This is a genomic window from Microcoleus sp. T2B6, from assembly GCF_036700475.1.
Classification (GTDB): domain Bacteria; phylum Cyanobacteriota; class Cyanobacteriia; order Cyanobacteriales; family Microcoleaceae; genus Microcoleus.
In genome coordinates, this window is sequence record NZ_JAUBOZ010000036.1 from 45,697 (window position 1) to 68,731 (window position 23,035).

The 23,035-nt window shown below is 46.3% G+C and carries 13 protein-coding genes and 2 tRNA genes; 12 read left to right on the plus strand and 3 right to left on the minus strand.

What is annotated here, in order from left to right; all coding sequences use genetic code 11:
- Positions 1-12: 12 nt before the first annotated feature.
- From QUA00_RS17335 to mutT, 6 genes are all read left to right on the plus strand, one after another.
- Complete coding sequence (locus QUA00_RS17335; protein ID WP_333410407.1) at positions 13-690, plus strand: PEP-CTERM sorting domain-containing protein; 678 nt, start codon at positions 13-15, stop codon at positions 688-690.
- Positions 691-848: 158 nt separating this feature from the next.
- Positions 849-930 (plus strand) — tRNA-Leu (locus tag QUA00_RS17340).
- Between the two features lie 73 nt (positions 931-1,003).
- A complete protein-coding gene (locus QUA00_RS17345) occupies positions 1,004-1,801 on the plus strand; it encodes an RNA methyltransferase (protein WP_333410409.1) in 798 nt (265 codons plus the stop codon).
- Positions 1,802-2,410: 609 nt separating this feature from the next.
- Positions 2,411-3,370 (plus strand): RNA polymerase sigma factor, RpoD/SigA family, encoded by a 960-nt coding sequence (locus QUA00_RS17350; RefSeq protein WP_333106022.1) that lies wholly within the window; start codon positions 2,411-2,413, stop codon positions 3,368-3,370.
- 221 nt (positions 3,371-3,591) lie between these two features.
- The gene (locus QUA00_RS17355) at positions 3,592-3,933 is read left to right on the plus strand and encodes a DUF760 domain-containing protein (RefSeq protein WP_172187001.1); all 342 of its coding nucleotides are present in this window, start codon (positions 3,592-3,594) and stop codon (positions 3,931-3,933) included.
- Positions 3,934-4,135: 202 nt separating this feature from the next.
- Positions 4,136-4,540, plus strand: a complete 405-nt coding sequence (gene mutT, locus QUA00_RS17360) for an 8-oxo-dGTP diphosphatase MutT (RefSeq protein ID WP_333144817.1) — start codon at positions 4,136-4,138, stop codon at positions 4,538-4,540.
- 298 nt (positions 4,541-4,838) lie between these two features.
- Here mutT and QUA00_RS17365 read toward each other — a convergent pair whose 3' ends face one another.
- Complete coding sequence (locus tag QUA00_RS17365; protein ID WP_333410411.1) at positions 4,839-6,077, minus strand: histidine kinase; 1,239 nt, start codon at positions 6,075-6,077, stop codon at positions 4,839-4,841.
- Positions 6,078-6,130: 53 nt separating this feature from the next.
- Here QUA00_RS17365 and QUA00_RS17370 point away from each other — a divergent pair, with 53 nt between their 5' ends.
- The 3 genes from QUA00_RS17370 to QUA00_RS17380 all read left to right on the plus strand — a co-directional run bounded on the left by QUA00_RS17370 (position 6,131) and on the right by QUA00_RS17380 (position 10,712).
- The gene (locus QUA00_RS17370) at positions 6,131-7,855 is read left to right on the plus strand and encodes a DUF2079 domain-containing protein (RefSeq protein ID WP_333410413.1); all 1,725 of its coding nucleotides are present in this window, start codon (positions 6,131-6,133) and stop codon (positions 7,853-7,855) included.
- A gap of 251 nt (positions 7,856-8,106) precedes the next feature.
- On the plus strand, positions 8,107-9,294 hold the full coding sequence (locus tag QUA00_RS17375) for a glycosyltransferase family 4 protein (protein ID WP_333410415.1): 1,188 nt from the start codon (positions 8,107-8,109) through the stop codon (positions 9,292-9,294).
- A gap of 173 nt (positions 9,295-9,467) precedes the next feature.
- Positions 9,468-10,712: an MFS transporter gene (locus QUA00_RS17380; RefSeq protein ID WP_333410417.1), complete on the plus strand. Its 1,245-nt coding sequence runs from the start codon at positions 9,468-9,470 to the stop codon at positions 10,710-10,712.
- Positions 10,713-11,072: 360 nt separating this feature from the next.
- On the opposite strand, the gene QUA00_RS17385 is transcribed toward QUA00_RS17380, so the two are convergent.
- Positions 11,073-11,146: transfer RNA gene (locus QUA00_RS17385), tRNA-Arg, on the minus strand.
- A gap of 78 nt (positions 11,147-11,224) precedes the next feature.
- Here QUA00_RS17385 and moaC point away from each other — a divergent pair.
- The 3 genes from moaC (at position 11,225) to QUA00_RS17400 (ending at position 12,459) form a co-directional block, all read left to right on the plus strand.
- Complete coding sequence (moaC, locus tag QUA00_RS17390; protein WP_333410419.1) at positions 11,225-11,746, plus strand: cyclic pyranopterin monophosphate synthase MoaC; 522 nt, start codon at positions 11,225-11,227, stop codon at positions 11,744-11,746.
- 88 nt (positions 11,747-11,834) lie between these two features.
- Positions 11,835-12,092 carry a 2TM domain-containing protein gene (locus QUA00_RS17395; RefSeq protein ID WP_006633890.1) on the plus strand — a complete coding sequence of 86 codons (258 nt, stop codon included), beginning with the start codon at positions 11,835-11,837 and terminating at the stop codon, positions 12,090-12,092.
- Positions 12,093-12,156: 64 nt separating this feature from the next.
- Positions 12,157-12,459 carry a DUF3181 family protein gene (locus QUA00_RS17400; RefSeq protein WP_333240221.1) on the plus strand — a complete coding sequence of 101 codons (303 nt, stop codon included), beginning with the start codon at positions 12,157-12,159 and terminating at the stop codon, positions 12,457-12,459.
- A 409-nt stretch (positions 12,460-12,868) separates the two neighbouring features.
- On the opposite strand, the gene QUA00_RS17405 is transcribed toward QUA00_RS17400, so the two are convergent.
- Positions 12,869-23,035 (minus strand): Ig-like domain-containing protein (locus tag QUA00_RS17405; protein ID WP_333410421.1); only part of this gene is annotated, 10,167 nt, incomplete at its 5' end.

Here is a 23,035-nt window from a genome sequence, read left to right on the forward strand (position 1 = left end):
GAGTTTATCGAAATGAAGGTTTTTCAAAAGTTGGGAATTGTTAGCGGAAGTTTGAGTTTTGCAGTTGTCAGTCAATGTTTTTCTGCACAAGCGGCAACTCTTACTCAAACTTACACTGTGAATTTGGGTTCGCAGCCGTTAAATAGCAGCACGAATGTAGTTTTACCCAAGTTTAATTCGCTGTTAGGAACACTATTAAGGGCTTATGTTACGGTTAAATCTACTGTTAATAACAGTGTTAGCATTACTCCTTTGACGGGAGATTTTATGGGGACGGCGGCGACTAATGCAAGTATTGCTGTGAATATTCCGCTGTTGAAAGTTGACCCTAATTTGACTTTAAGTGTGTTAGCGAGCCCGCCGGAAACGAGGATTGCTAGTGGCGGTACGGGAAGTGTTAGCGGTTCGGCTTCTGGTACTGTGTCGAAGAGTTATGATTTGCCGCAGTTTTTAAGTGCTTTAACTGGCTGCGATGGTGATACTTTTACTGCAGGCGTGGCGACAACTGGTTTGACTCAAATTCTGGGGAGTCCGGCTAGAGGTAGTTTTGGGGGTAAGGTTGTGGCTAACACTACAGTTAGTGCAATTTATGAGTATGAACCTGTACCGGAACCGATGACTGCTGTTGGTACGTTTGTGGCTGCTGGAATGGGTTTGTGGTGGAAGAGAAGGGCGGCAAAAAACGTGTAATATTAATTTGGATCTCCCCTAGCCCCCCTTAATTAAGCAGGGTGGATAGGGGGGATCTCAAAGTTCTCCCTATTACTCGCAGCCCAGAAAAAAAATAAATTCCCCAAAACACTTGACAGATTCGCGGAGGTATGGCAGAGTAGTAATTCGTGACCGATGCGGAACTGGCGGAATTGGTAGACGCGCATGATTCAGGTTCATGTGGTGCAAGCCTTCCGGGTTCAAGTCCCGGGTTCCGCATTCCAAAGGCAGAAGGAAGTTTGGGGTTAACCCGATACAGGCAATAACCCCATTCGCTCTGCTGAATTAAACAATGTTGACAAGTATTCAAAATCCCCTAGTTAAAGAAATCCGCAAGCTGCACAGCTCGAAGGGACGCAGGGAACAACAATTATTTTTACTCGAAGGGACGCACTTGCTCGAAGAAGCTTGCGCGGCCAAATATCCGCTAGCAACTGTTTGTTGCACTCCCGAATGGCTGGAGGATCACGGGGAACTTTGGCAGCAAGTTGGTAATTTAGCCGATCGCACAGAATTAGTAAGTGCAAAAGTGTTAGAGTCGATCGCCACTACAGTCCAACCCGACGGCATTGTCGCCACCGCACCCCGCACCGCAACAGATCCCGCAAAATTGTCAACTTTAGGAATAGCCCTAGAAACAATCCAAGATCCCGGCAACTTGGGGGCGATCGTCCGCACGGCTGCGGCTGCTAATGCCGACGGTTTGCTGCTGAGCGCAGACAGCGCCGATTTAGACCATCCCAAAGTGCTCCGCGCCTCAGCAGGAGCTTGGTTTAAGCTGCCAATGGCAGTCAGTCCAGATTTAACCGCCGAAGTCTCTGCGTATAAAAATGGAGGAATGCAAATTTTAGCAACCGTCGCCGGGGCAAGTTTAAGTTATTGGGAAGTAGATTTGCGAGTGCCCACTCTGATAGTTTTGGGCAACGAAGGCTCTGGTTTGTCGGAAGAATTGAGGAGTTTGGCCGATCGACAAATCCAAATTCCCCTGAGTCGTGGCGTAGAATCTTTAAATGTGTCGATCGCCGGAGCCCTCATCTTGTACGAAGCTCAACGGCAAAGAAGTCAATCGATTTTAGATTTTAGATTTTAGATTTTAGATTGAAGCATTGAGCCCACGGATAAATTCGGGGGCCAGTTTATCCGATACAGGTTTTTTATTTCTGGACGGATGAATCCGGGGGCTTGTCTCCTGGATGTTTTCGGTCATTAGTTATTAGTCATGAGTCATTAGTCATTATCTGTTGGGGCGGGTTCATCAATATCTGTAACTTCATATTCAGGGCAGCCACGGGGGGCAGCCCCTACAAGATAATGAAACAGCCGTGCCCCATATCCCCCTGTGCCCCTCTCCCCCTCTGAGATTTGGCCGATTTTGTTTATATTGATGCAAACTGTAAAGCCAGGAAAGCAATTGCTCTCGTATCAACAGTCCAGGCTGGCATGAAATAAATATGAAGAAGTGTAGTCAAGTGCTCTCACAAATGTTAAGATTCTTAACATAACGTAGTATTGTGCTCGCCCCAACCAAAACCTAACCTGAGACGGTGCTGACTGGGAGTAGTAGCTAGCTACCATAAAATTAAGCCTCTTTAAAAGGAAGGAAAGCGCAAGTCCCCGCCCGCTTTCCTTCCCAGCTAAAGCTAGGGGTTTGCGACTACCGCAAACCTTTAGAGGCACAGATCCTCAGCGGGAAAAGCTCATGAAAACTCTTAAGTCCTCAGATACAGATTCTGTTCGCGCTTACTTGCGGGAAATCGGCCGCGTTCCCTTGTTGACCCATGAGCAAGAAATACTCTACGGGAAACAGGTACAGCGCTCAACCGCACTGCATCAGGAGAAAAATATTTTAGCCGAAGAGTTAGGCCGCGACCCGACGGCGGCTGAATGGGCACAGGCAGTTGGTCTGTCTGAGGCACAGTTGCAGCGGACGATCGAGCAGGGGGAAAGGGCAAAGCGCCAAATGGTGGAAGCGAATCTCCGCCTGGTAGTGTCTGTTGCCAAGAAATATATCAAGCGCAACGTAGATTTACTGGATCTAATTCAGGAAGGCACGATCGGGATGCAGCGGGGAGTAGAAAAATTTGACCCGACTAAGGGCTACAGATTTTCTACTTATGCTTATTGGTGGATTCGTCAGGCAATTACTCGGGCGATCGCCGAAAAAGGTCGCACCATCCGCTTGCCGATCCACATCACCGAAAAGCTCAACAAAATTAAAAAGGCTCAGCGCCAACTTGCTCAACAGCTCGGCCGCGCGGCCACGGCTGCTGAATTGGCATCAGAGCTAGAATTGACTCCCAAACAGATTCGCGAATATCTCGATCGGGCCCGCCTGCCACTTTCCCTGGACTTGCGCGTGGGAGACAATCAAGATACAGAGTTGGGCGATTTGTTGGAAGATACCGGTACTACGCCAGAAGATTTTGCCCTGCAATCTTCCCTGCGGACTGACTTAGACCACCTAATGGCGGAACTGACTCAGCAACAGCGAGAAGTGCTCGCGTTGCGGTTCGGTTTAGAAGACGGGCAAACCCTAACTTTGGCCAAAATAGGCGATCGTCTCAACATCAGTCGGGAACGAGTTCGGCAAATAGAACGGGAAGCTTTGACCAAACTCCGCAAGCGCAAGCAAGATATCAACGATTATCTAGCCAGCTAGGTAGATTGGGGATTGGCGATCGGGTCCCCCCCACTTGCAATCCCCAATCTAAAATCGTAAAAACCGCCGCTTTTAATTCGGTTGTGCCCACTTGGTTGCTATGAATGTCCTGCTACATTAGTAATTACTTAGTAATAAAGATCAGCAGCCATCAGATAAGGGTTATTTAATTTAACCGCCCGCGTCTAACATAACAAGCTGTGTCTGAAACGGAGGTACTCGTGAGCAACTCATCTAATAAATCCCCAGAATTCTTTGAAGAAGACGGAGAAAATGCCAACTTATTATGGCAATACGTGCAGTCAATGGCTCCCGACACAGTTTCTCAGTTGTCTAAGCCGACTTCTCACGAAGTGTTTCAAGTAATGGAACGAAATATTGTTGGACTATTGGGGAATTTGCCTTCGGAACACTTTGGGGTGACAGTCACTACCAGTCGCGAACATTTGGGTAGATTGCTCGCCTCGGCTATGATTAGCGGTTATTTTCTGAAAAATGCCGAACAGCGAATGACTTTTGAAAAGTCCATACAAGCCAGTGAGAGACATGGCTCGGATGATTAGTAGATTCTTAACATTTAAGTGATCCAAGTGTCAAGCCCCCCCTCGCAAGATGGGGGCTTAATATTTTAGATTTTAGATTTTAGATTTTAGATTTTAGAGGGTAGATTTTAGATTAAATAATTGAAGAATTATTGATATTATTCTTACATTCCCAATTCCCAATTCCCCATTCCCAATTCCCCATTCCCCATTCCTAATTAATATGTCTGTTTCTCCTGTTGCCCACAAAGTTATCGGCGTTGCTGCAATCTGGAACGATCGCCAACAAATTTTGATTGACAAGCGCCGACAACATGGACTGCACGGGGGTTTCTGGGAGTTTCCGGGCGGAAAAATAGAGCCGGGGGAAACGATCGAAGCTTGCATAAAACGGGAAATTATGGAGGAGTTGGGGATTGTCGTAGAAGTTGGCGATCGCTTGATTACAATTGACCACGACTACACTAAATTTACAGTTAGACTATACGTGCACCACTGCCGCCACGTCAGCGGGGAACCGCAAACGATCGAGTGCGATGAAATTCGCTGGGTGACACTCGATGAAATTGACCAATTTACTTTTCCCAAGGCAAACGCACAGATTATTGCTGCACTGCGGAAAATTTGAGCTGTATACCAGAAATAAGAAGCAATAAGCAATCTTCCGCAAGGGTTTTAGGAATTAAGAACGTCCTAACCGTCGGGCGCGGTTGCTGTAATATCAAATTCGGTTGCTACTGACAACGGACAACTGACAACGGACAACGGACAACTGACAACTGACAACGGACAACTGACAACTGACAACGGACAACTGACAACGGACAACTGACAACTGACAACGGACAACTGACAACTGACAACTGACAACTGACAACGGACAACTGACAACTGACAACGGACAACTGACAACTGACAGCTAACTTTTATTTTTGGACGGGCAGAGTAAAGTGAAAACAACTGCCTCTATCGGGTACAGAGTCTACCCAAATTTGACCGTAGTGGGCGCGGATGATACCTTGACACAGAGACAGTCCAATGCCGTAACCGTCTGTTGATTTATCTCGCTGCAAGCGAAAGCTGTCTTCAAAAATGCTCGCGCAATCTTCTTCAGGAATCCCCGGCCCGCTGTTGCAAATGCTGACTTGAACTTTGTAAGCGGTGCGGTGGAGAATTGAAAGATTAACAGTTCCTTGGTCTGGCGTGTACTTGCTGGCGTTGTCAAGCAGGTTGACTATGACTTGTTTGATGCGATCGGGATCGGCATAAACTAACGGCAAATCGGCGGGAATGTCTGTTTCTAAGTTCAGACTTTTCGCCTGAAATTTGTCTTGAAACTGCAGGATTACATCTTGACAAATCGGCCCCAGTTCGATTCTTTTTGGTTCAATGTGGAGTTGAGCGTTTGTACCCCGGGCTGCTTGCAGGATATCTGTAATCATACGATCGACAATTCGGATTTGGCGGCGGGCTTGTTTCATCAAATGAGCCGCCAGACTCGGTGTCAAACGCGACTTTTCCCCCTCTTTCACCTTCTGACTTGACTCCAAAGTCTCCAAAGCCAAAGATGCGGCCGTCAAGGGATTACGCAAGTCGTGAGCTAGCATCGCAATAATCCGGTCTTTCAACTGCAACTGCTCTTGCAGGTGTTCTTTTTCCTGTTTGAGGCGAAAAACTTCATCGGAAAGCTGCACAATTTCGGCCGCGCAAGCAACGGAATAGATGGGTTTTGAGTCAGTCAGGGCTTCAGCAAGAGCTGGGGCAGACTGTTGTTGATCTGCGTATTCCTCTACAGAACGCTTCCAGCGGGGCCACCAGTGTTCGAGTTGGGCGATTAAATTGCTGCCGGCGAGAGTTTGTCGCGGATCTGGATGAATTTTGAGCAGCGAGGGTGTGGCTACAAGTTTAAAGTGTTCGGCTAAATCGGGCTGTTCTCCTACATCGATGATTTGAAGCTCAAAGTCCCACTCTGCCTTCAAATCCTTTAGGGACTTGCGGATGTGTCTGGTCTGTTCCCTGGAAGAGGGACGCTTGTCTACAAACAGCAAAAGCTGTAAAAGCGGTGCGGAATTGGCCGGCTGTTCGGGAGAACAGTCGGTATCGCTGCTGTCTGGTGTTGGATGGACGCTGTTGAGCTTTTCGATCGGGTGAAAATAATTGAGCATTGCCGAGCCGAGTTATTTCACTTCTACTTTAATTTAATACTTACTTTAGATTTATGCTATTGTCCGATAATTTCATTACAAGCGGGCAGATGATATTTTTGAGATGGAAGAAAAATGAGTCGCTGCGGGTGGTGGTTCAAGTGGCGGCCGCCTTTTTTGTGCTGTGCCTGTTGCTGACGCTGCACCGCTACTACAGCTTTTACGCTACTTACGACCAAGGCATTTTCAATCAACTTTTTTGGAACGGCACTCGGGGTCACTTGTTTGAGAGTTCCCTCTCTTCGGCGTTGTCCACTAATGTCGTTCACCAAAACCAGCTCCCGGAGGTATCTTACTACCGGTTGGGGCAGCATTTCACCCCGGCGCTGATGCTCTGGCTGCCAATTTACTCGCTGTTTCCCTCGCCCGTCACTTTGACTGTGTTGCAGGTGACTTTAATTACGGCGGCTGGAGGAGTGCTCTATGCTCTCGCCAGACACTATCTGGAACCGAGGCTGTCGGCGACAATTGTTGTGAGCTATTACTGCGCTAACGCGGTCATCGGCCCGACTATGGGCAATTTTCACGATGTTTGTCAAATTCCGCTGTATGTCTTTGGCTTGCTGCTGGCGATGGAGAAGCGCTGGTGGCCATTGTTTGGGATTCTGGCAACTTTAATTTTGGCCGTGCGAGAAGATGGGGGAGTTGTTTTATTTGGCGTCGGAGTTTACCTGATTTTGAGCCGGCGCTACCCTCGGACTGGTTTGGCTGTCTGCATACTCAGTTTTGGTTATATGATCGTCCTGACCAATCTGATTATGCCTTTGTTTTCTGCTGATATATCCCAGCGGTTTATGATGGAGCGCTTCGGTCAATATGCCGAGGGAGATGAAGCTTCTACTCTAGAAATTATTTGGGGAATGGTGAGCAATCCCGGACGGTTGGTGGCTCAATTATTTACGCCGTTTTTTGCTAAGATTAGATACCTCCTTGGCCAGTGGTTGCCATTAGCTTTGGTTCCCGCTTTCGCGCCTGCCTCTTGGATGATAGCTGGATTTCCGCTGCTGAAGCTATTTTTAGCGAAAGGAGAGTCGGTGCTGGCGATTAATATTCGCTATGCGATGACTGTGGTTCCAGGGCTTTTTTATGGGGCAATTCTGTGGTGGGCCCAGCGTCAAAAGGAAGAAGATAGAATGGTGAGAGAGGAAAAAATGTTTTTGCGTTTTCCTTCTGCTTTATTTCCTCTGCCTTCGTCTTCAAAGTTTCGCCGCTTTTGGGCATTTTGCATCTGCTTGTCGCTATTTTTTACCTTCACTTCTAACCCAAATCGGACTTTTTCTTGGATTTTGCCCGATGCGATCGATCCTTGGGTGCAGGTTCCTCTCGTCAGACAATGGCAGCACGTTTTGCAAGTGCGGCCGCTATTAGCTCAAATTCCTGCTGATGCTAGCGTGGCAGCGACGAATACTATTGTGCCGATTTTGTCAAGCAGGCGGGAAATTCTCAGGTTTCCGATGTTGGAACTCCGCAATGATGCGGGGAAGGCAGTGAAGATGCAATATGTAATTGCCGATCTCTGGCAGTTGCAGCAGTATCAGGCTGCGTTTCGCACGGAACGGGGACAGTTGCGGGAGATCGTACCGGCGATCGATCGAATGTCCAAATCTGGAGAGTACGGAATTGTTGGCTTTGAAGACGGTGCGATTTTGATGCGTCAGGGTGCTGTTTCTAATTCTGCATCGGCTGCTGCTTGGACCCGTTTTCGCGGCGAATTGGAGCCGATTTTGAAGAAAGGGTAAGCTGGTAGCCACGATCGCCATTGCTTTTCTCAGTGGCTCAAATCTTGAGGAAACCTGTTTTTTTCAGGTAATGGCGATCGAGCAATTTCCTGCAAAAACCAGGTTGAGGCATGATTTTCTGTCTTTGTTGCTGCCAAAAGTCAGGCATTGGGCATCAACTTGCGTTCAACTCAAAATTAAGGTTGATAATTATACAATAAGTCTGTTCATCCTAAACATTAAGATATATAAAAGCTTTGGAGGGGAGAAAGATGAAAATTTTGGTATTGGCATGGGAGTTTCCTCCCAGAATCGTAGGCGGTATCGCCCGCCACGTATCGGAACTATATCCAGAATTGGTGAAGCTGGGACACGAAATTCACTTAATTACAGTAGAGTTCGGCCACGCGCCGATGTACGAAGTGGTGGAAGGAATACGTGTGCATCGGGTGGTGGTGGGGCACGCTAGGGACTTTTTTCACTGGGTGGCGAACCTCAACCAAAGCATGGGCCACCAAGGCGGGAAACTGATGCTTGAGGAAGGCCCTTTTGATATCATCCACGCTCACGATTGGTTAGTGGGAGATGCAGCGATCGCCCTCAAGCATACCTTTAAAGTACCGCTAATTGCCACCATCCACGCCACGGAATACGGGCGCTTCAACGGCATCCACAATGAGGGGCAGCGCTACATTAACGCCAAGGAAAACGACCTCGCTTACAACGCTTGGCGGGTAATTGTTTGCAGTGATTATATGCGGCGGGAAGCCGAACGGGTACTATCGACTCCGTGGAACAAAATAGAGGTAATTTATAACGGAATAAGATCCGATAAAAAGCCCCGCTGGCACGAATTTGACGCGATGGATTTCCGCCGCCATTTTGCTGCTGATGATGAGAAAATTGTCTATTATGTAGGAAGAATTAGCTATGAAAAAGGCATTGGTGTATTTTTGAATGCTGCACCTAAAGTAATTTGGGAAATGGGGGGGAAAGCCAAAATTGTAATTGTTGGTGGCGGCAATACAGACCATCTCAAACATTTAGCTTGGCATTTAGGAATTTGGAATAAGTGTTATTTTACTGGGTTCATGTTTGAGGAACATCTTGACAAATTCCAGACGGTGGCTGACTGCGCGGTTTTCCCCAGTCTTTACGAACCTTTTGGGATTGTAGCGTTAGAAAGCTTTGCTGCAAGAGTGCCTGTGGTGGTTTCGGATGCGGGCGGACTTCCAGAGGTGGTGTTGCACACTAAAACTGGCGTTGTTACTGAGGCAAACAATCGGGATTCTTTGGCCTGGGGAATTTTGGAGGTTTTGAAAAATCCGGGTTACGCGCAGTGGTTGGTAGACAATGCTTATCAGGATTTGGAACGCCGGTTTAGTTGGCCTAAGTTGGCGATAGAAACCCAGTGGGTTTATGAACGGGTGGTGGAGGAAAGGGCTGAGGTTGATTGGTAAGAATGTTGACTGTTGACTGTTGACTGTTGACTGTTGACTGTTGACTGTTCACGGTTGACTGTGAGTAGAATATCAAGTTTTTTTGGTGCAAATCTTAAGAATTTGTAACACAATGATAGAGACACTCGAACTTACTTTGAGTGCACTCGGAAGATTTAAAGGGAATTAGCATCTTGAATATTTTTAGGGAAATCGATCCCCAACCCAGACGCAGCTTACTGATTTTATTCACCGCAGGCCTGCTATTCTGGTCGAGTTTGGCTTCGCTACTGCCAACTTTGCCGTTGTACGTTCAATTTGTGGGCGGCACAAAACAGCAAATTGGCTTTGTGATGGGTGCATTTGCGATCGGACTTTTGCTATCGAGGCCACAATTGGGCAAAATAGCCGACAGCAGGGGGCGAAAACAAGTTTTGCTTCTAGGCGCGTCAGTCGCTGCGATCGCCCCTTTGGGCTACCTGTTAGCTCAATCTATCCCCTTACTGTTACTTATTCGCGTTTTTCACGGCATTAGTATCGCCGCTTTTACTACAGCTTACAGCGCTTTGGTAACAGATTTGTCGCCGCCAGGAAAGCGGGGCGAATTAATCGGTAACATGAGCTTGGTGAATCCTATTGGTCTAGCAGTTGGGCCGGCTATTGGCGGATTTGTGCAAGCTTGGGTTGGTTATACTCCTTTGTTTGCGATGTCGGTGGCTTTCGCTGCAACGGCGGTATTTTTTACCTGCCAAATTGCGGAACCTAATTTTGCAGATTTAACCAAATCGGGCTCGCTAGCGGAGGACAAAAATAGCCAAAAATACTGGGAAATGCTGTGGAATCCGAGAGTGCGGATTCCGGCTTTAGTGTTATTGGTGGTTGGTTTAGTATTTGGAACTTTGAGCACTTTTATGCCTTTGTTTATCCAAGAAACTAAGGCTAATTTGAATCCGGGATTATTTTATTCTACGGCGGCTATCGCCAGTTTCGGCATACGGTTGGTCACGGGAAGGGCTTCGGACAAATACGGCCGCGGCTTGTTTATTTCTGGCGGCTTAATCTGTTATGCCGTATCTATGCTATTGTTGTATTTTGCTAACAACAGCAGTGCTTTTTTAATAGCAGCTTTGGTTGAAGGTTGCGCGGGCGGTACGGTTTTGCCGATGATGGTAACGCTGATGTCGGACAGGTGCGAACCTCATGAAAGGGGCCGCTTGTTTTCGCTTTGTATTGGCGGATTTGATTTGGGTATTGCGATTGCGGGGCCGACTTTAGGCTTTGTGGCTGAACAAGTTGGCTACAGAAATATGTTTGGTTTTGCGGCTGGACTCGCTGGTTTGGCTTTGCTGGTTTTTATTACTCAGTCTAGCAAGGGCTTGTCTAATTCGATGAAATTTGCGATCGGTCGAGGCAAAGATGTTTATGCTTTGAACCGATGATAAGCTGTTACGCATTTAAATTGGAAAATCTGGACAGGCTAGAAGCCCGTCCCACAAGAGTTTTATTGATTTTTGACACACAGTTTAAATGTAGAACAGCTTATAACAGAAGCAAGAAGGAAGAGGCAATTATGGGACTTACCAAAAAACCCGGTTTCTCCCAAAAATCGTGAATCTATGCGACAGATATTGAGGCAGAAACCGGGTTTTTGTTCCCGCGCTGCATTCTGAAAAACAGGCAAGATGCCTGTTCCACAAAGATTAAAAAAGTTCTGAGTTTTAAATCGTGAGTTGAATTAATTTCTTAATTCAAAACTCAAAACTCAGAACTCAGAACTCACAGCTTATAACGTTTTTAAATGGGCTTGGAGGGATTCGAACCCCCGACCTCATGGTTCGTAGCCATGCACTCTATCCAACTAAGCTACAAGCCCCTGTTGAGTTAAGATTTAATCTAAAATTGATTAAGTTCTTTTCTCACAGAATCTAACAGTAACACCATTACCAAAATAATGCAAGACCTTTCGCAAACTTTTTCTAAATTGCCCGATGTGGCACAGCTAACTCACCTCGACAACAGCGGGGAAGCCCAAATGGTGGACGTTTCGGCGAAGGTGCCCACTGTGCGGCAAGCTGTGGCTGCTGGCCGGGTGCGGATGCTGCCGGAGACGTTTGCGGCGATTGAAGCGGGGAATGCGCCGAAAGGTGATGTGTTGGGTACTGCAAGGCTGGCTGGAATTATGGCGGCGAAACAGACTGCACATTTGATTCCTCTGTGTCACCCTCTGCCGCTGAGTAGCGTGGAGGTGCAGGTGATGCCGGATGCTGCGTTGCCGGGGTATCAAATTCGGGCGACGGTGAAAATTAAGGCGGAAACAGGGGTGGAAATGGAGGCGCTGACTGCGGTTTCGGTGGCGGCGCTGACTTTGTATGATATGGCGAAAGGATTGGAAAAGTCGATCGCCATTGAGTCAATTCGCCTGGTGAGTAAAAGTGGCGGCAAGTCAGGGGACTATGAAAATTTAGAGGCATAAATTTTCGGCCTTGAGAGGGATGTAGAATTCAAAAAGCTGCACTTAAGATTAAAATAGGCAGAGAACTACTAACATTAAGTGAAAAACTATGCCTCCTCGTTGGCCCCGCAAACCCGATCGCAACGATCCAGAGTACCGCCGTTTAGATGACCGGATGAATTTTGCTATCCACGTCGGTCTTTTTTCTGCTACCAATTCTGGTTTGTGGTTTGTTCACAATTTGCAAAAGGCTGATTGGCCTTGGGCAATTTCGGTAACGGGTGGATGGGCTCTAGTAGTTTTGGCCCACGCGATTTACCATTTTGCGATCGCCGATTATTCGCCCCTCACCAAAGATTCTGGCTGAAGGGAGTTGGCGGCGATTTGTTAAGTCTTTTGATTGATAACAAATAACTTTCGGCTTTTTTGATATGGCTAATACTACACAGGCGATCGAATCCTTAGCAGCCGAAATCGGCGAAAATGTCTACATTGATATTGCCAAGTGGCATTTGTATCTCAATGATGCTCACCTGCATACCGTTGTTGCCCAACAACTTTATTCGATGCTGGAAGATGGGAAGTTAGATGCTGACAAAGTTGGACAAGTTTTGCAAGGAATTCCTGTCAAGTTGGGCGGTGGCAAGCGGGAAGTGCCACTGGCAGATTTGATTCCGATGCAGTGTCAAGTTCAGTTGATGGATGTGCTTGAGGAATTTCAGCGGAAGATGTAATACAGCAGATTTCACGTTTATAAAGTACACCCCAGATAAATCCCCGTAGGGACACTCCAAGAGCCCAAGGAGTGTCAACTTAAGCTGTGAGTCCGCCAGTCCTCTCGCCAGTCCGCCAGTCCGCCAGGGAATGAATTCCCTGTCTAATAGCTAAAGTCCTCTGAAAGAGGACTGATGAGTTTAAAAATTCTTCTTCTGAGTCCTCTTGAGAGGACTTTCGCTTTGAGGCAGGGGTTTCAACCCTTGCCGGACTATGGGTTGTACTTAAGTTGACACCTATGGGCATTGCCGTGTCCTACACTTCCTAAACCTGGAATACGCTGTATCAATTGTTGATTTGGGTTTAAGTGCGATCGCCTTTTTTGGTCTTTTTTGTACCGAAGGGGCGATCGCACTTTTCTATCCTTCCCTAAACCAGCATGAAATTAGCCGATGTTATCGCATCTGCACTCACTCCAACCATCACACCTAACTGCTCCCCTGTCAAGAGATTCTTAATAATAGTTCCCTGAGTATTTTGAGTTATTTCTAACTGACCAAAACTCAAACCACCGCTTAATCCAATCAAGTCTTGACCGATGGTAAAATCAGCGATGATATCAAATCCTTGACCAGTTGTTAAGGCAAAGATATCATTGCCGCTACCGCCAATCAAACTATCATTCCCCATGCCTCCGTCAAGGAGATCGTTGCCTTTGCCACCAGTGAGAGTATCGTTATCGGCGCCTCCGAAAAGAGTATCATTTCCGGCACACCCTCCCAGGATATCTGCTCCTTCATCACCGTTGATTAAGTCATTACCTTCGCCGCCGCAGATTGTATCATTTCCCTGTTGTCCAAACAGATTGTCATCACCTTGACTACCAAGCAGGATGTCGTTACCTTTGCCTCCATATAAGGTGTCATTATCCTTACCACCATCGATGAAGTCATCATCTTTGTTCCCATAAATGATGTCAATACCTTCGCGGCCATGTAAGAAGTCATTGCCTTTGCCTCCGAAGATTAAATCGTTACCCGATTCGCCAAGGATGATGTCGCTTCCTTCATCTCCATAGAGAGTATCTTCATCTTTGCCTCCAGCGATGAAGTCGTTGCCTTGGTTGCCATTAATAATGTCATTATCGGCACCACCGTATAGGTTGTCATCCCCGGATTTGCCCTCGAATATGTTGGCAGCATCGCTACCTAGTAATTCATCGTTTTGGGCAGTGCCTATTTGAATGCCGGATGCGCCGAGGATGGTGTTTTCAACTGAGTTTGGTCGGTTTAAGTTGGGATAGGTAATTGTGTCGCAGATGCACTCATCGTCGGAGAGGTTATTAGTTGTTGGGGTGGGGGTTGCTGTTTCCGATGGTGTCGGTGTTTCCGAGGCTGTTTCCGATGGTGTCGGTGTTTCCGAGGCTGTTACTGATGGGGTCAGAGCGATCGGTGGGGTGGGAGCGATCGGTGTTGGGGTGTCAGTGCCGGTTTCGGTGTCGGTTTCGGTGTCGATTTCGCCAGAGGTAGGTTCCTCTGGAACGATCGGGCTATTACCATCGATCGTCTCGACAACAGGGCGAACAGTGGGGTCATTAACCTTCACCTTCTCCATCCGAGCCAGAATCGCCTCTTTGGTGTTGTTAGCGAGGAACTGTTCAACTGTCACAGTGCCCGCAGCCAGTTCCGGCAGTCCCACCGCAATTTGACCTACAGACACCGCCTGCAATTTGGTGATGTCAAGAGCGATATCTTTGATGGGGCGACCGCTAGCGACGAGCTCCTTGACCATTTGATTGCCCAGAGCCATGATTTGAGCAGCGGCTTTAGCGGCATTCTCTAGCTGGGTTGGATTGATTTTTGGATCGGACTTTGCTGCTAGAGTAATGGCTCCTTGAACCATCGCTAAGATTGTTTCTGCTTTACCCAAATCTAAAGGAGTGCCGCCCTTAGCTTGATTGGCGATCGCGCCAATTGCCGCCCCCGCAAGTTGAGTCAGCGATAGATTACTTGCTCCATCAATAAACTTAGCTGTTTGGACAATAGTGTTTTGAACCTGAACGTCCAAGGCATAGACAGCTAAACCACTAGGTTCTTCATTAGCCATCGCTTCCTGAGAGTCATATAGACTCAACTTAACACCAGAGGGAATACCCAAAGCTGCTTTTACTTGAGTTTCTGCTTCTTCTAAAGAAATATCAGTTAATGCCAACTCCGCCACAAGCGTTGTTAAAGGAGTCACCATCATCGTGTTGGCTGTGGAAAACAAGGGCGTATCCAGGGGCAAATTCGTGGCTGTATCAGTACCGCCAATCGCTACTAGCTTCCCTTCACTGGGATCAAGGGAGTTATTTTTGTTAGTATCAAAGGTTTCAAGGGGAATCTCTATCTCATAGCTGCCATCTGCTTTGGTTTGAGTGAATGGCTCACTAGCATCTTGCACACCATTCAAGTTGGCATCAAAGAACAGAGTAGCGGTGCTAATGTAGCTGGCCTGTACTGTTCCCTGTTTTGCTCCAAACTCAAACTTGAACAGATTCTCTTTAGCTAAGTCGAACTCTTTTGTGATACCTAATGCACCAAATTCAGCCTTAGCCCGGGCATCTATCGAGCCTTTAAAGTTGAAAGATGCACCGGGATTATACAATATATCGCTCAGTTCATAACCGCGCAGTTTTCCATCTGGTGGAGTGCTACGATCCACCAGATCCATATCGATTGTGCCTTCGATTCCCCCTGTTACCTTAGCCGTAAGTACAGGGCTATTTAAACCAGCATACAGTTGCAAAAATGCTTTGAGCGTAGCTTCTGGTACATCGTCGCCGGTGCCGTCAGCGTTTTCTGTATCGCTGACATAAAACCCCTGCCAAAGATCCGCCAGATACCAATAACCATTGTTGGCTTCAAGGCTTTGAACTATCTTTTTAATACCGTTGGTGTCATAACCAATATCGATGGGACGAACTTTTAAATCTATACCACCCTCAATTCCCAATAACCCTGGAACGAGATCGTATCTCAACCCAGCTAGAGATAAATCTAATTCGGGCAGTTTGTACGTCATGATGGGAATGTCATTTCCAGCCAAGAGCTTTCCAGTGGATTCAGGATCGCTAAAGAGTGGAAAGCTAAGATTCTCGATTACCCCTGACAGTTTGTCCGCAACTTTACTCTTTTTATTTTGATCTTTTGTCCCGCTAACTTGGTTTTTTACCCCTGATGTTTTTTTCTGTTGCGTGAGACTGTTGCTTAATGCAGTCTTACGGTTTGTTTCCTTCTCCTCAAGCTCTTTGTACTTGTCTGCATATTCTTGAGCGTTGCTACTTAGTTTCTTAATTAAGTCATAACCTTGTGCTTCTTCAGTACCTGATTTGCTCCAGGTATAAGGTTGAAAACTCAGTGCAAAGTTATTACCATCTTTAGTAGATTCTTCAACTAATCTGCTAAACTCATCTACTTGAACAACAGCATTGACGTACAAAGAAGCAGCTTTTGCTTTAGGATCTCCTGACAATTCTGCCAGTTTGGTTGCGAGTTCCAAAATAGTGACTTTCCGATCAGAGTCACTATCAAAGAAAGAAGTCGTTCTGCCATCAAAATCTACACTTTTTAAGGCATTGTCAATTCCCGTAAAAATTTTAGTATCGCTTTTGAGGAAATCAATAATTGGTCGAATGGGTTTAAGGATACTCGAAACAAAACCATCATTGCCAAAAATTGGGTTGACAATATCTGTTATCGTTTTCCCTAAATCTAATTTGATGTTATGAAGCTTGAAAGAATTTGGATTTTCTTGTTTAATTTCTTTGCCGTTGCTGTAGGTTACTAGAGGCAAGTCAGTAGATAGGTCGAACTGGAAAGGTGGCGCGAACCAATACTTGTCTGTCACCTGACCGGCAAGATTGAGCGTCCCACCTGCTTTCAATTCAGACTCATATACCTGTTGAGTTTTAGCTGAAGAATAATTCTGTGCTATTTCTGTTGCAGTTAGTCCATAGCCATCAGAGTCATTTCCTGATCCATCAATATCGCGCAAATTTAATTGATAGTTTGCCAGAGATTGACTTAAACCTGTATCATCCGACTTGCCAGTAAATTCCACAGGCAAAAATCCCATGATACTGTTAGACAACTTATAACCGGCTTTGATTTGTTCTTCAGTTAGACTGGTGAGTTCTGTATATCCGGTGTCGATATACCATCCGAGTTCTGGTTTATATTCTAAGCGCACGTCCAGATCGTAATTCAATGTTGTAGAACTGCCACCTGCGCCATTGTCTTTAAATTTGATGCGGTCAAAGAGATTAAATCCCTTACTCCCCAGAGAAGTTTCTTCAAACTTTTCCTCTGCCTTGATCCGAAATTGTAACTTATCATTTGTTACTTCAAATTGAGAAAGATCTAAAGAAAATCCCTGCGGTAAGACTGCTGTTAGCTTTTCTTTTAGCTCTTTGCCAGTCAGTTGAGGGTTCTCAACCAGTACATTCGCAAAGCTTTGACCCACCTTAGACAAACTATTCTCAAGTAAATCACTTGGAAATTTCCCAAAGAACGGTAGAGCGACATTTTTATTATCCTGGGCAGCCGAAGCTCCCAGTAAATCAAAAGCGAGTTGAGCCATACTCGCTCTTGACGGCTTACCGTTACTACTCTCAAAGATAATCCCCTGTGCAACACTATTGTCTAAGGTGACATTGCTTGGACCGCTTAAGATCAGTTTGAAGCGCTCGTTAAATTCAGCTTTGGAGTCGCCATTGATGTTAACGCGAATCGTTTTTTCAGTTTCTCCTGGTGCAAACGTTAAAGTTGGCTGTGGGTCGATCACCTGGTAATCTTTATCTAAAACTGTAGCAGTGCCATCCTGCGTGCGATAGCGAAGGCTAACTGGAGCTTGGGTTGTGCCGGGGCGATCGAGCTTGAGGTTAAAGATGGCTGAGGTAGTAGTCCCCTCTGCTCCTTCGGGGATTAGGACAACAGGGTCGATCGAAATGTTGGGTCTAGCACCGTCAGGATAGAAGGATTGTGAGTCATTAAAATCATCAATGACAACTGTCCCCTCCCCTACAGCCTTGACAAAACTATTACCCTTTAAAACAAGGCTAAACGTTTCATCACCTTCTGCTTTGGTATCAGGTTTAACGTAAACAAAGTCAGCCTCAAGCCCACGGAGTCTGTTTTTTTGGTCATTCGTTAACGACTTGGTGGTAACGGTGATAGTTTTGCTGGTTTGTCCCGGCTCGAAATCAAGAGCATTATATGGGTCGAGTGCGGTGTAATCATTGTCAGAATTATTACTATATATGTCAGAACCCTTGGCTGTACCATCTTTAGTTGTAAATCCAAGCAATGCATTTGGTGGCAAGGGTTTAGAAAGAGTGACGGTAAAAGTAGCGGTTCCCTTGTCCTCATCAATAATGGCAGTATCGCTAATCGTAGCTACTGGTTTGTCATCATCAACAATTGTTACTGTACCTGTATTTTTTGTCAGGGCGGCATTAGTGGCATTGCTGAGAACAAGATTAAACGTTTCGTCAGGTTCAATCTCGGTGTCACCATTCACCAGCACTTTAATAGTTTTCTTTGTTTCTCCGGGGGCAAACTCAAGCTTGCCCTGAAGGTGCGTATAATCGATACCATTGTTTGCACCTGTTGTTCTGTAGTCAACCGTTACTGGAACGTTGAGCGCTTTTGCAAGATTGACCGTAAAAGTCGCTTCTTTTTTGCCGGTGTCGCCCTCAGTCATGCTTACGGGCGCCTCATCAATCCAAAGGTCGATTCTGTCGTTAATCGTAATGGTTCCAGTATCTTTGGCAAGCGGGGCATTGACGGGATTGCTGAGAATGACAGAAAAAGTCTCGTCCGGTTCTTGCTTGCCATCGTTAATGATCGGAACCGATATGGATTTAGTGGTTTCGCCTGACGCGAATGAGACTGTACCAGCGGCGACTGGCTTATAGTCTTGATTCGCGATTGCCGTACCATCTTTGAATGCGTAGTTAACCGATACGTACTCTGTGCTGGGACTAGACAGCTTAATCTCAACATTAGCGACTCCATCTCCACTGCTGGAACCAACTATTTCCGCAACATTGATATCGGGAACAGAAATTGTCGGTCTGGAATCGTCATCCAGTACCGTTGCGATCGCCGAGCCTTTACCTGGAACCACTCCAAGGTTTGTAAACTCAAAGGTATCGAGTCTCAGCTTAAACTGAAAACTCCTGTTTCCTTCAAACGTCGTATCACCTTTGACGGGAATTGCAATCGTTTTACTGACTTCACCCGGCGCCAATGTTGCTAGAGTCGGCTTAACAACCTGTTGATATGCAGCCCCGATCTGACCATAAGAACTTACATCTTCAGTCCGATAATAGAAACTAATCGGTAAACTCGATGGTTTAGAGAGAGTAACTGTAAAATTGGCTTGGGTAGAAAAGGTATTGTTATTCCCGTCAGCATTTCCCTCGTTCAGAGTAATATTTTCTACAGAAATTTCTGGCCGATCATCATCGTTTTCTATGAGTATGCTGTGTAGGAATGAGTGTCTGCTAAAACTAGGAGGATAGAAAGCATCTTTAGTGCTTAGGCGTACAAAAACAGTTTCATTTTTTTCATTGATGAGATCCCCATTAATGAATAGGTCGATCTTTTTCTCAGTTTCGCCAGGATTGAAGGTGATAGTTTGGAGTGGAATCGGGACATAGTCCTTATTTGGCGTGGCAAAAGTGTCAACCCAACTCGGCACATAATCAATGTTAAACTGAGCCGGGTCATAATAAGTTTCAAAATTCACTTTGACTGGAACAGCGATCGGGTTGCTAAGAAAAATCGAAACGTAAGTGTTAGAAGTACCACTGTCTCCTTCTTTTACAGAGTATGGTGTTTGTGTAGCTTTTTGGCTTGCATTAAACCCATAAAAATCAATTGTCGGCTTATCATTTTCATCCTTGATAGTAGCTACCCCAGTTACTTTACCCAAAAAAGCATTTTGAGCGTTGCTCAAAACAACTTTAAACGTTTCATCAGCTTCCCATGTCGCATCATCTGTAACTGGGATGTCAATAGTTTTTAAGGTTTCGCCTGGATTAAACGTAATCGGGGTTGCAGCCTCTGGTATGTAGTCTTTATCTGCAACTTTTGCCGTGTCATCAACCGTTTGATAGTAAACCGTTACTGGCGAGGCGACTTGTCCAGACAGAGAAATGGTAAAGGTAGCTTTCTTATCGCTTTCTTGCAAGGAAATGTCGTTAATGGAAATAGCCAACGGTTTATTGACATTAGGATTGCCTATTTTTGTCCCCGCATCAAAGCGAATGAAGTCTAAGATAGGAATGTCAGCATTAATGGTTCGGCTGCCAAGGGCCTGTGCAATGTCTGCTGTCAAGAACACATAACGGTTTGTCCCAGCCGAGATGACTTCTTGAAACCCTTTAAATTCCATGTTGCTACCAGCAGCAATGGGAGATAGACTTTTCAGTAGGGTATCGCTTCCATCAAGTTTATTATCATTAGAAATCCAAAGCTTAAAGCCATTGGTAGCAATATTTGATGTTTGATAAGTCCCGCCAGTTGTAGCAGTTAACCCTGTAAAGATCGTCTTAGCATTGGTTGGTGAGGATGTAGATAGATCCAGTTGGTAAAGAAGGTTGTTTTTTGTGTTAGCACCAAAAGTGCTGCCGGAAAGGGGCTGACCAGTAATATCAATCTGACGAGGCAAACTGTAACGCAAGACGCGATTCAGGTCAGCAACCCACAGTTGCTGCTTGTCATTATCAAAAAAGCTATCTTTTACCGCTGTAAAATTTGTATCAGTTGTTGCGGATACTGTACTGGTAAAGTCCGCTTGCCCCAAAACGTTAGTTGCTGATGCGCCGTTACTTAAAGAAGCAGCATTTCCAAAAATCAAGACCCGTTTGTTAGAGGTATCTGTAACGTACAGTTGTCCTGCTGCATCCCCAGATATCCATGTTGGCGTATTAAATCCATTTTGACTGGTAGCTGTAGCTTTACTGGTAAAGTTCGATTGTCCTAAAACTCCGTCAGCGGCGGCACCGTTAGCTTTGGTAGCCGCGTTGTCAAACCGCAAGACTCTCTGGTTCCCCTTGTCAGCCACCCACAGCCGACCCGCACTATCCACAAATATATCTGTCGGGGCAGCCAAAGTGTTGGCAGAAGCAGTTGAGGAATAGCTGTTTGTCGTAAGGTTTGATTGTCCTAAAACTCCATCAGCCGCTGCACCGTTAGCTTTAGTAGCCGCGTTGTCAAACCGCAAGACTCTGTGGTTCGCCATGTCAGCCACCCACAGCCGACCCGCACCATCGACAAATACGCTCCTGGGAGCGTTCATACCTGTGCTGCTGGTAGCTGTAGCTGTACTGGTAAAGTTCGGCTGTCCTAAAACTCCGTCAGCCGCCGCACCGTTAGCTTTGGTAGCTGCGTTGTCAAACCGCAGGACTCTATGGTTGTTATAGTCAGCCACCCACAACCGTCCTTGGTTATCAACAAAAATACCCTGGGGATTTAAGTTCTTTCCCAAGCTGGCTTCAGGGCTAGAACCATTCTGAGCAGCATCAAGGGAACTAAACCTTGAAATCGTACCAAACCTACTAACGAAGACTTTCTTGCTGATGGGATCGATTGCAATAGAGGAGGAGTCTCCGAGTGTGCCAAAGTCGCTGGTCGTAAAATCTGCTTGTCCTAATACAACGTCAGCAGATTGAAGGTTTTTTCCAGGTAGAGCGGTTTTGAAGTTCCAGGTTGTTCCACCAACAATCCCAGCAAAATTGTTACCCGCATTGTCTTTAATCGCACCCTTAGCGATTTCAACGTAGTAATCGGTGTTTTGAGCTAAATCTGCCGTGGGATTAACTGTTACTGTACTGCCAGTAACAGTGACATTTGTGGAGGTAACATTTATAGTTTCCACCACCGTGCCGTCGGTTTTCTTGATAACAATATTGCCAGTGCCTTTTTGGACTGCTTCATTCAAGTTGACAACTAAATTAGCAGCAACTGCAATATTAGTGGCGTTATCGGCGGGGGTGAAAGTGGCGGCTGTAGGCGGTGTGGTGTCAGCGGCGACAGCAGTGTTGAAATTCCAAGCAGTTGCACCTGTCGTACCGGCATAATTGTTACCTGCTAAGTCTTTAATCGCACCGTTAGCAATTTCCACGTAGTAACCAGTACCAGGCGCTAAATCTGCCGTGGGATTAACGGTGACGTTACTACCGCTAACGGTGACATTGGGGGAAGTGACATTGATAGTTTCCACCACCGTGCCGTCGGTTTTCTTGATGACAATATTGCCAGTGCCTTTTTGGACGGCTTCATTCAAGGTGACAACTAAATTAGCAGCAACGGCAACACTGGTGGCGTTATCTGCGGGAGTGAAAGTGGCAGTAGGCGCTGTGGTATCAACGGCAGCAGCAGTGTTGAAATTCCAAGCAGTTGCACCTGTAGTGCCAGCATAATTGTTACCTGCTAAGTCTTTAATTGCACCAGTGGCAATTTCAACGTAGTAACCTGTACCTGGCGCTAAATCTGCCGTGGGATTAACGGTGACGTTACTACCGCTAACGGTGACATTGGGGGAAGTAACATTGATAGTTTCCACCACCGTGCCGTCGGTTTTCTTGATAACAATGTTGCCAGTGCCTTTTTTGACAGCTTCATTCAATGTGACAACTAAATTAGCAGCAACGGCAACACTGGTGGCGTTATCTGCGGGAGTGAAAGTGGCAGTAGGCGCTGTGGTATCAACGGCGACAGCAGTGGTGAAATTCCAAGCAGTTGCACCTGTAGTGCCAGCATAATTGTTACCTGCTAAGTCTTTAATCGCACCAGTGGCAATTTCAACGTAGTAACCAGTACCGGGCGCTAAATTTGCTGTTGGATTAACGGTGACTGTACTACCGCTAACGGTGACATTGGGGGAAGTAACATTGATAGTTTCCACCACCGTGCCGTCGGTTTTCTTGATAACAATGTTGCCAGTGCCTTTTTTGACAGCTTCATTCAATGTGACAACTAAATTAGCAGCAACGGCAACACTGGTGGCGTTATCTGCGGGGGTGAAAGTGGCTGTCGGTGGTGTGGTGTCAACGGCAGCAGCCGTGGTGAAATTCCAAGCAGTTGCGCCTGTCGTACCGACATAATTGTTACCTGCTAAGTCTTTAATCGCACCAGTGGCAATTTCAACGTAGTAACCAGTACCGGGCGCTAAATTTGCTGTTGGATTAACGGTGACTGTACTACCGCTAACGGTGACATTGGGGGAAGTAACATTGATAGTTTCCACCACCGTGCCGTCGGTTTTCTTGATAACAATGTTGCCAGTGCCTTTTTTGACAGCTTCATTCAAGGTGACAACTAAATTAGCAGCAACGGCAACACTGGTGGCGTTATCTGCGGGGGTGAAAGTGGCTGTCGGTGGTGTGGTGTCAACGGCAGCAGCCGTGGTGAAATTCCAAGCAGTTGCGCCTGTCGTACCGACATAATTGTTACCAGCTAAGTCTTTAATTGCACCGTTGGCAATTTCGACATAGTATGGAGTGTTTGCTGCCAAGTCAGCAGTCGGATTAATAGTAACGGTAGAGCC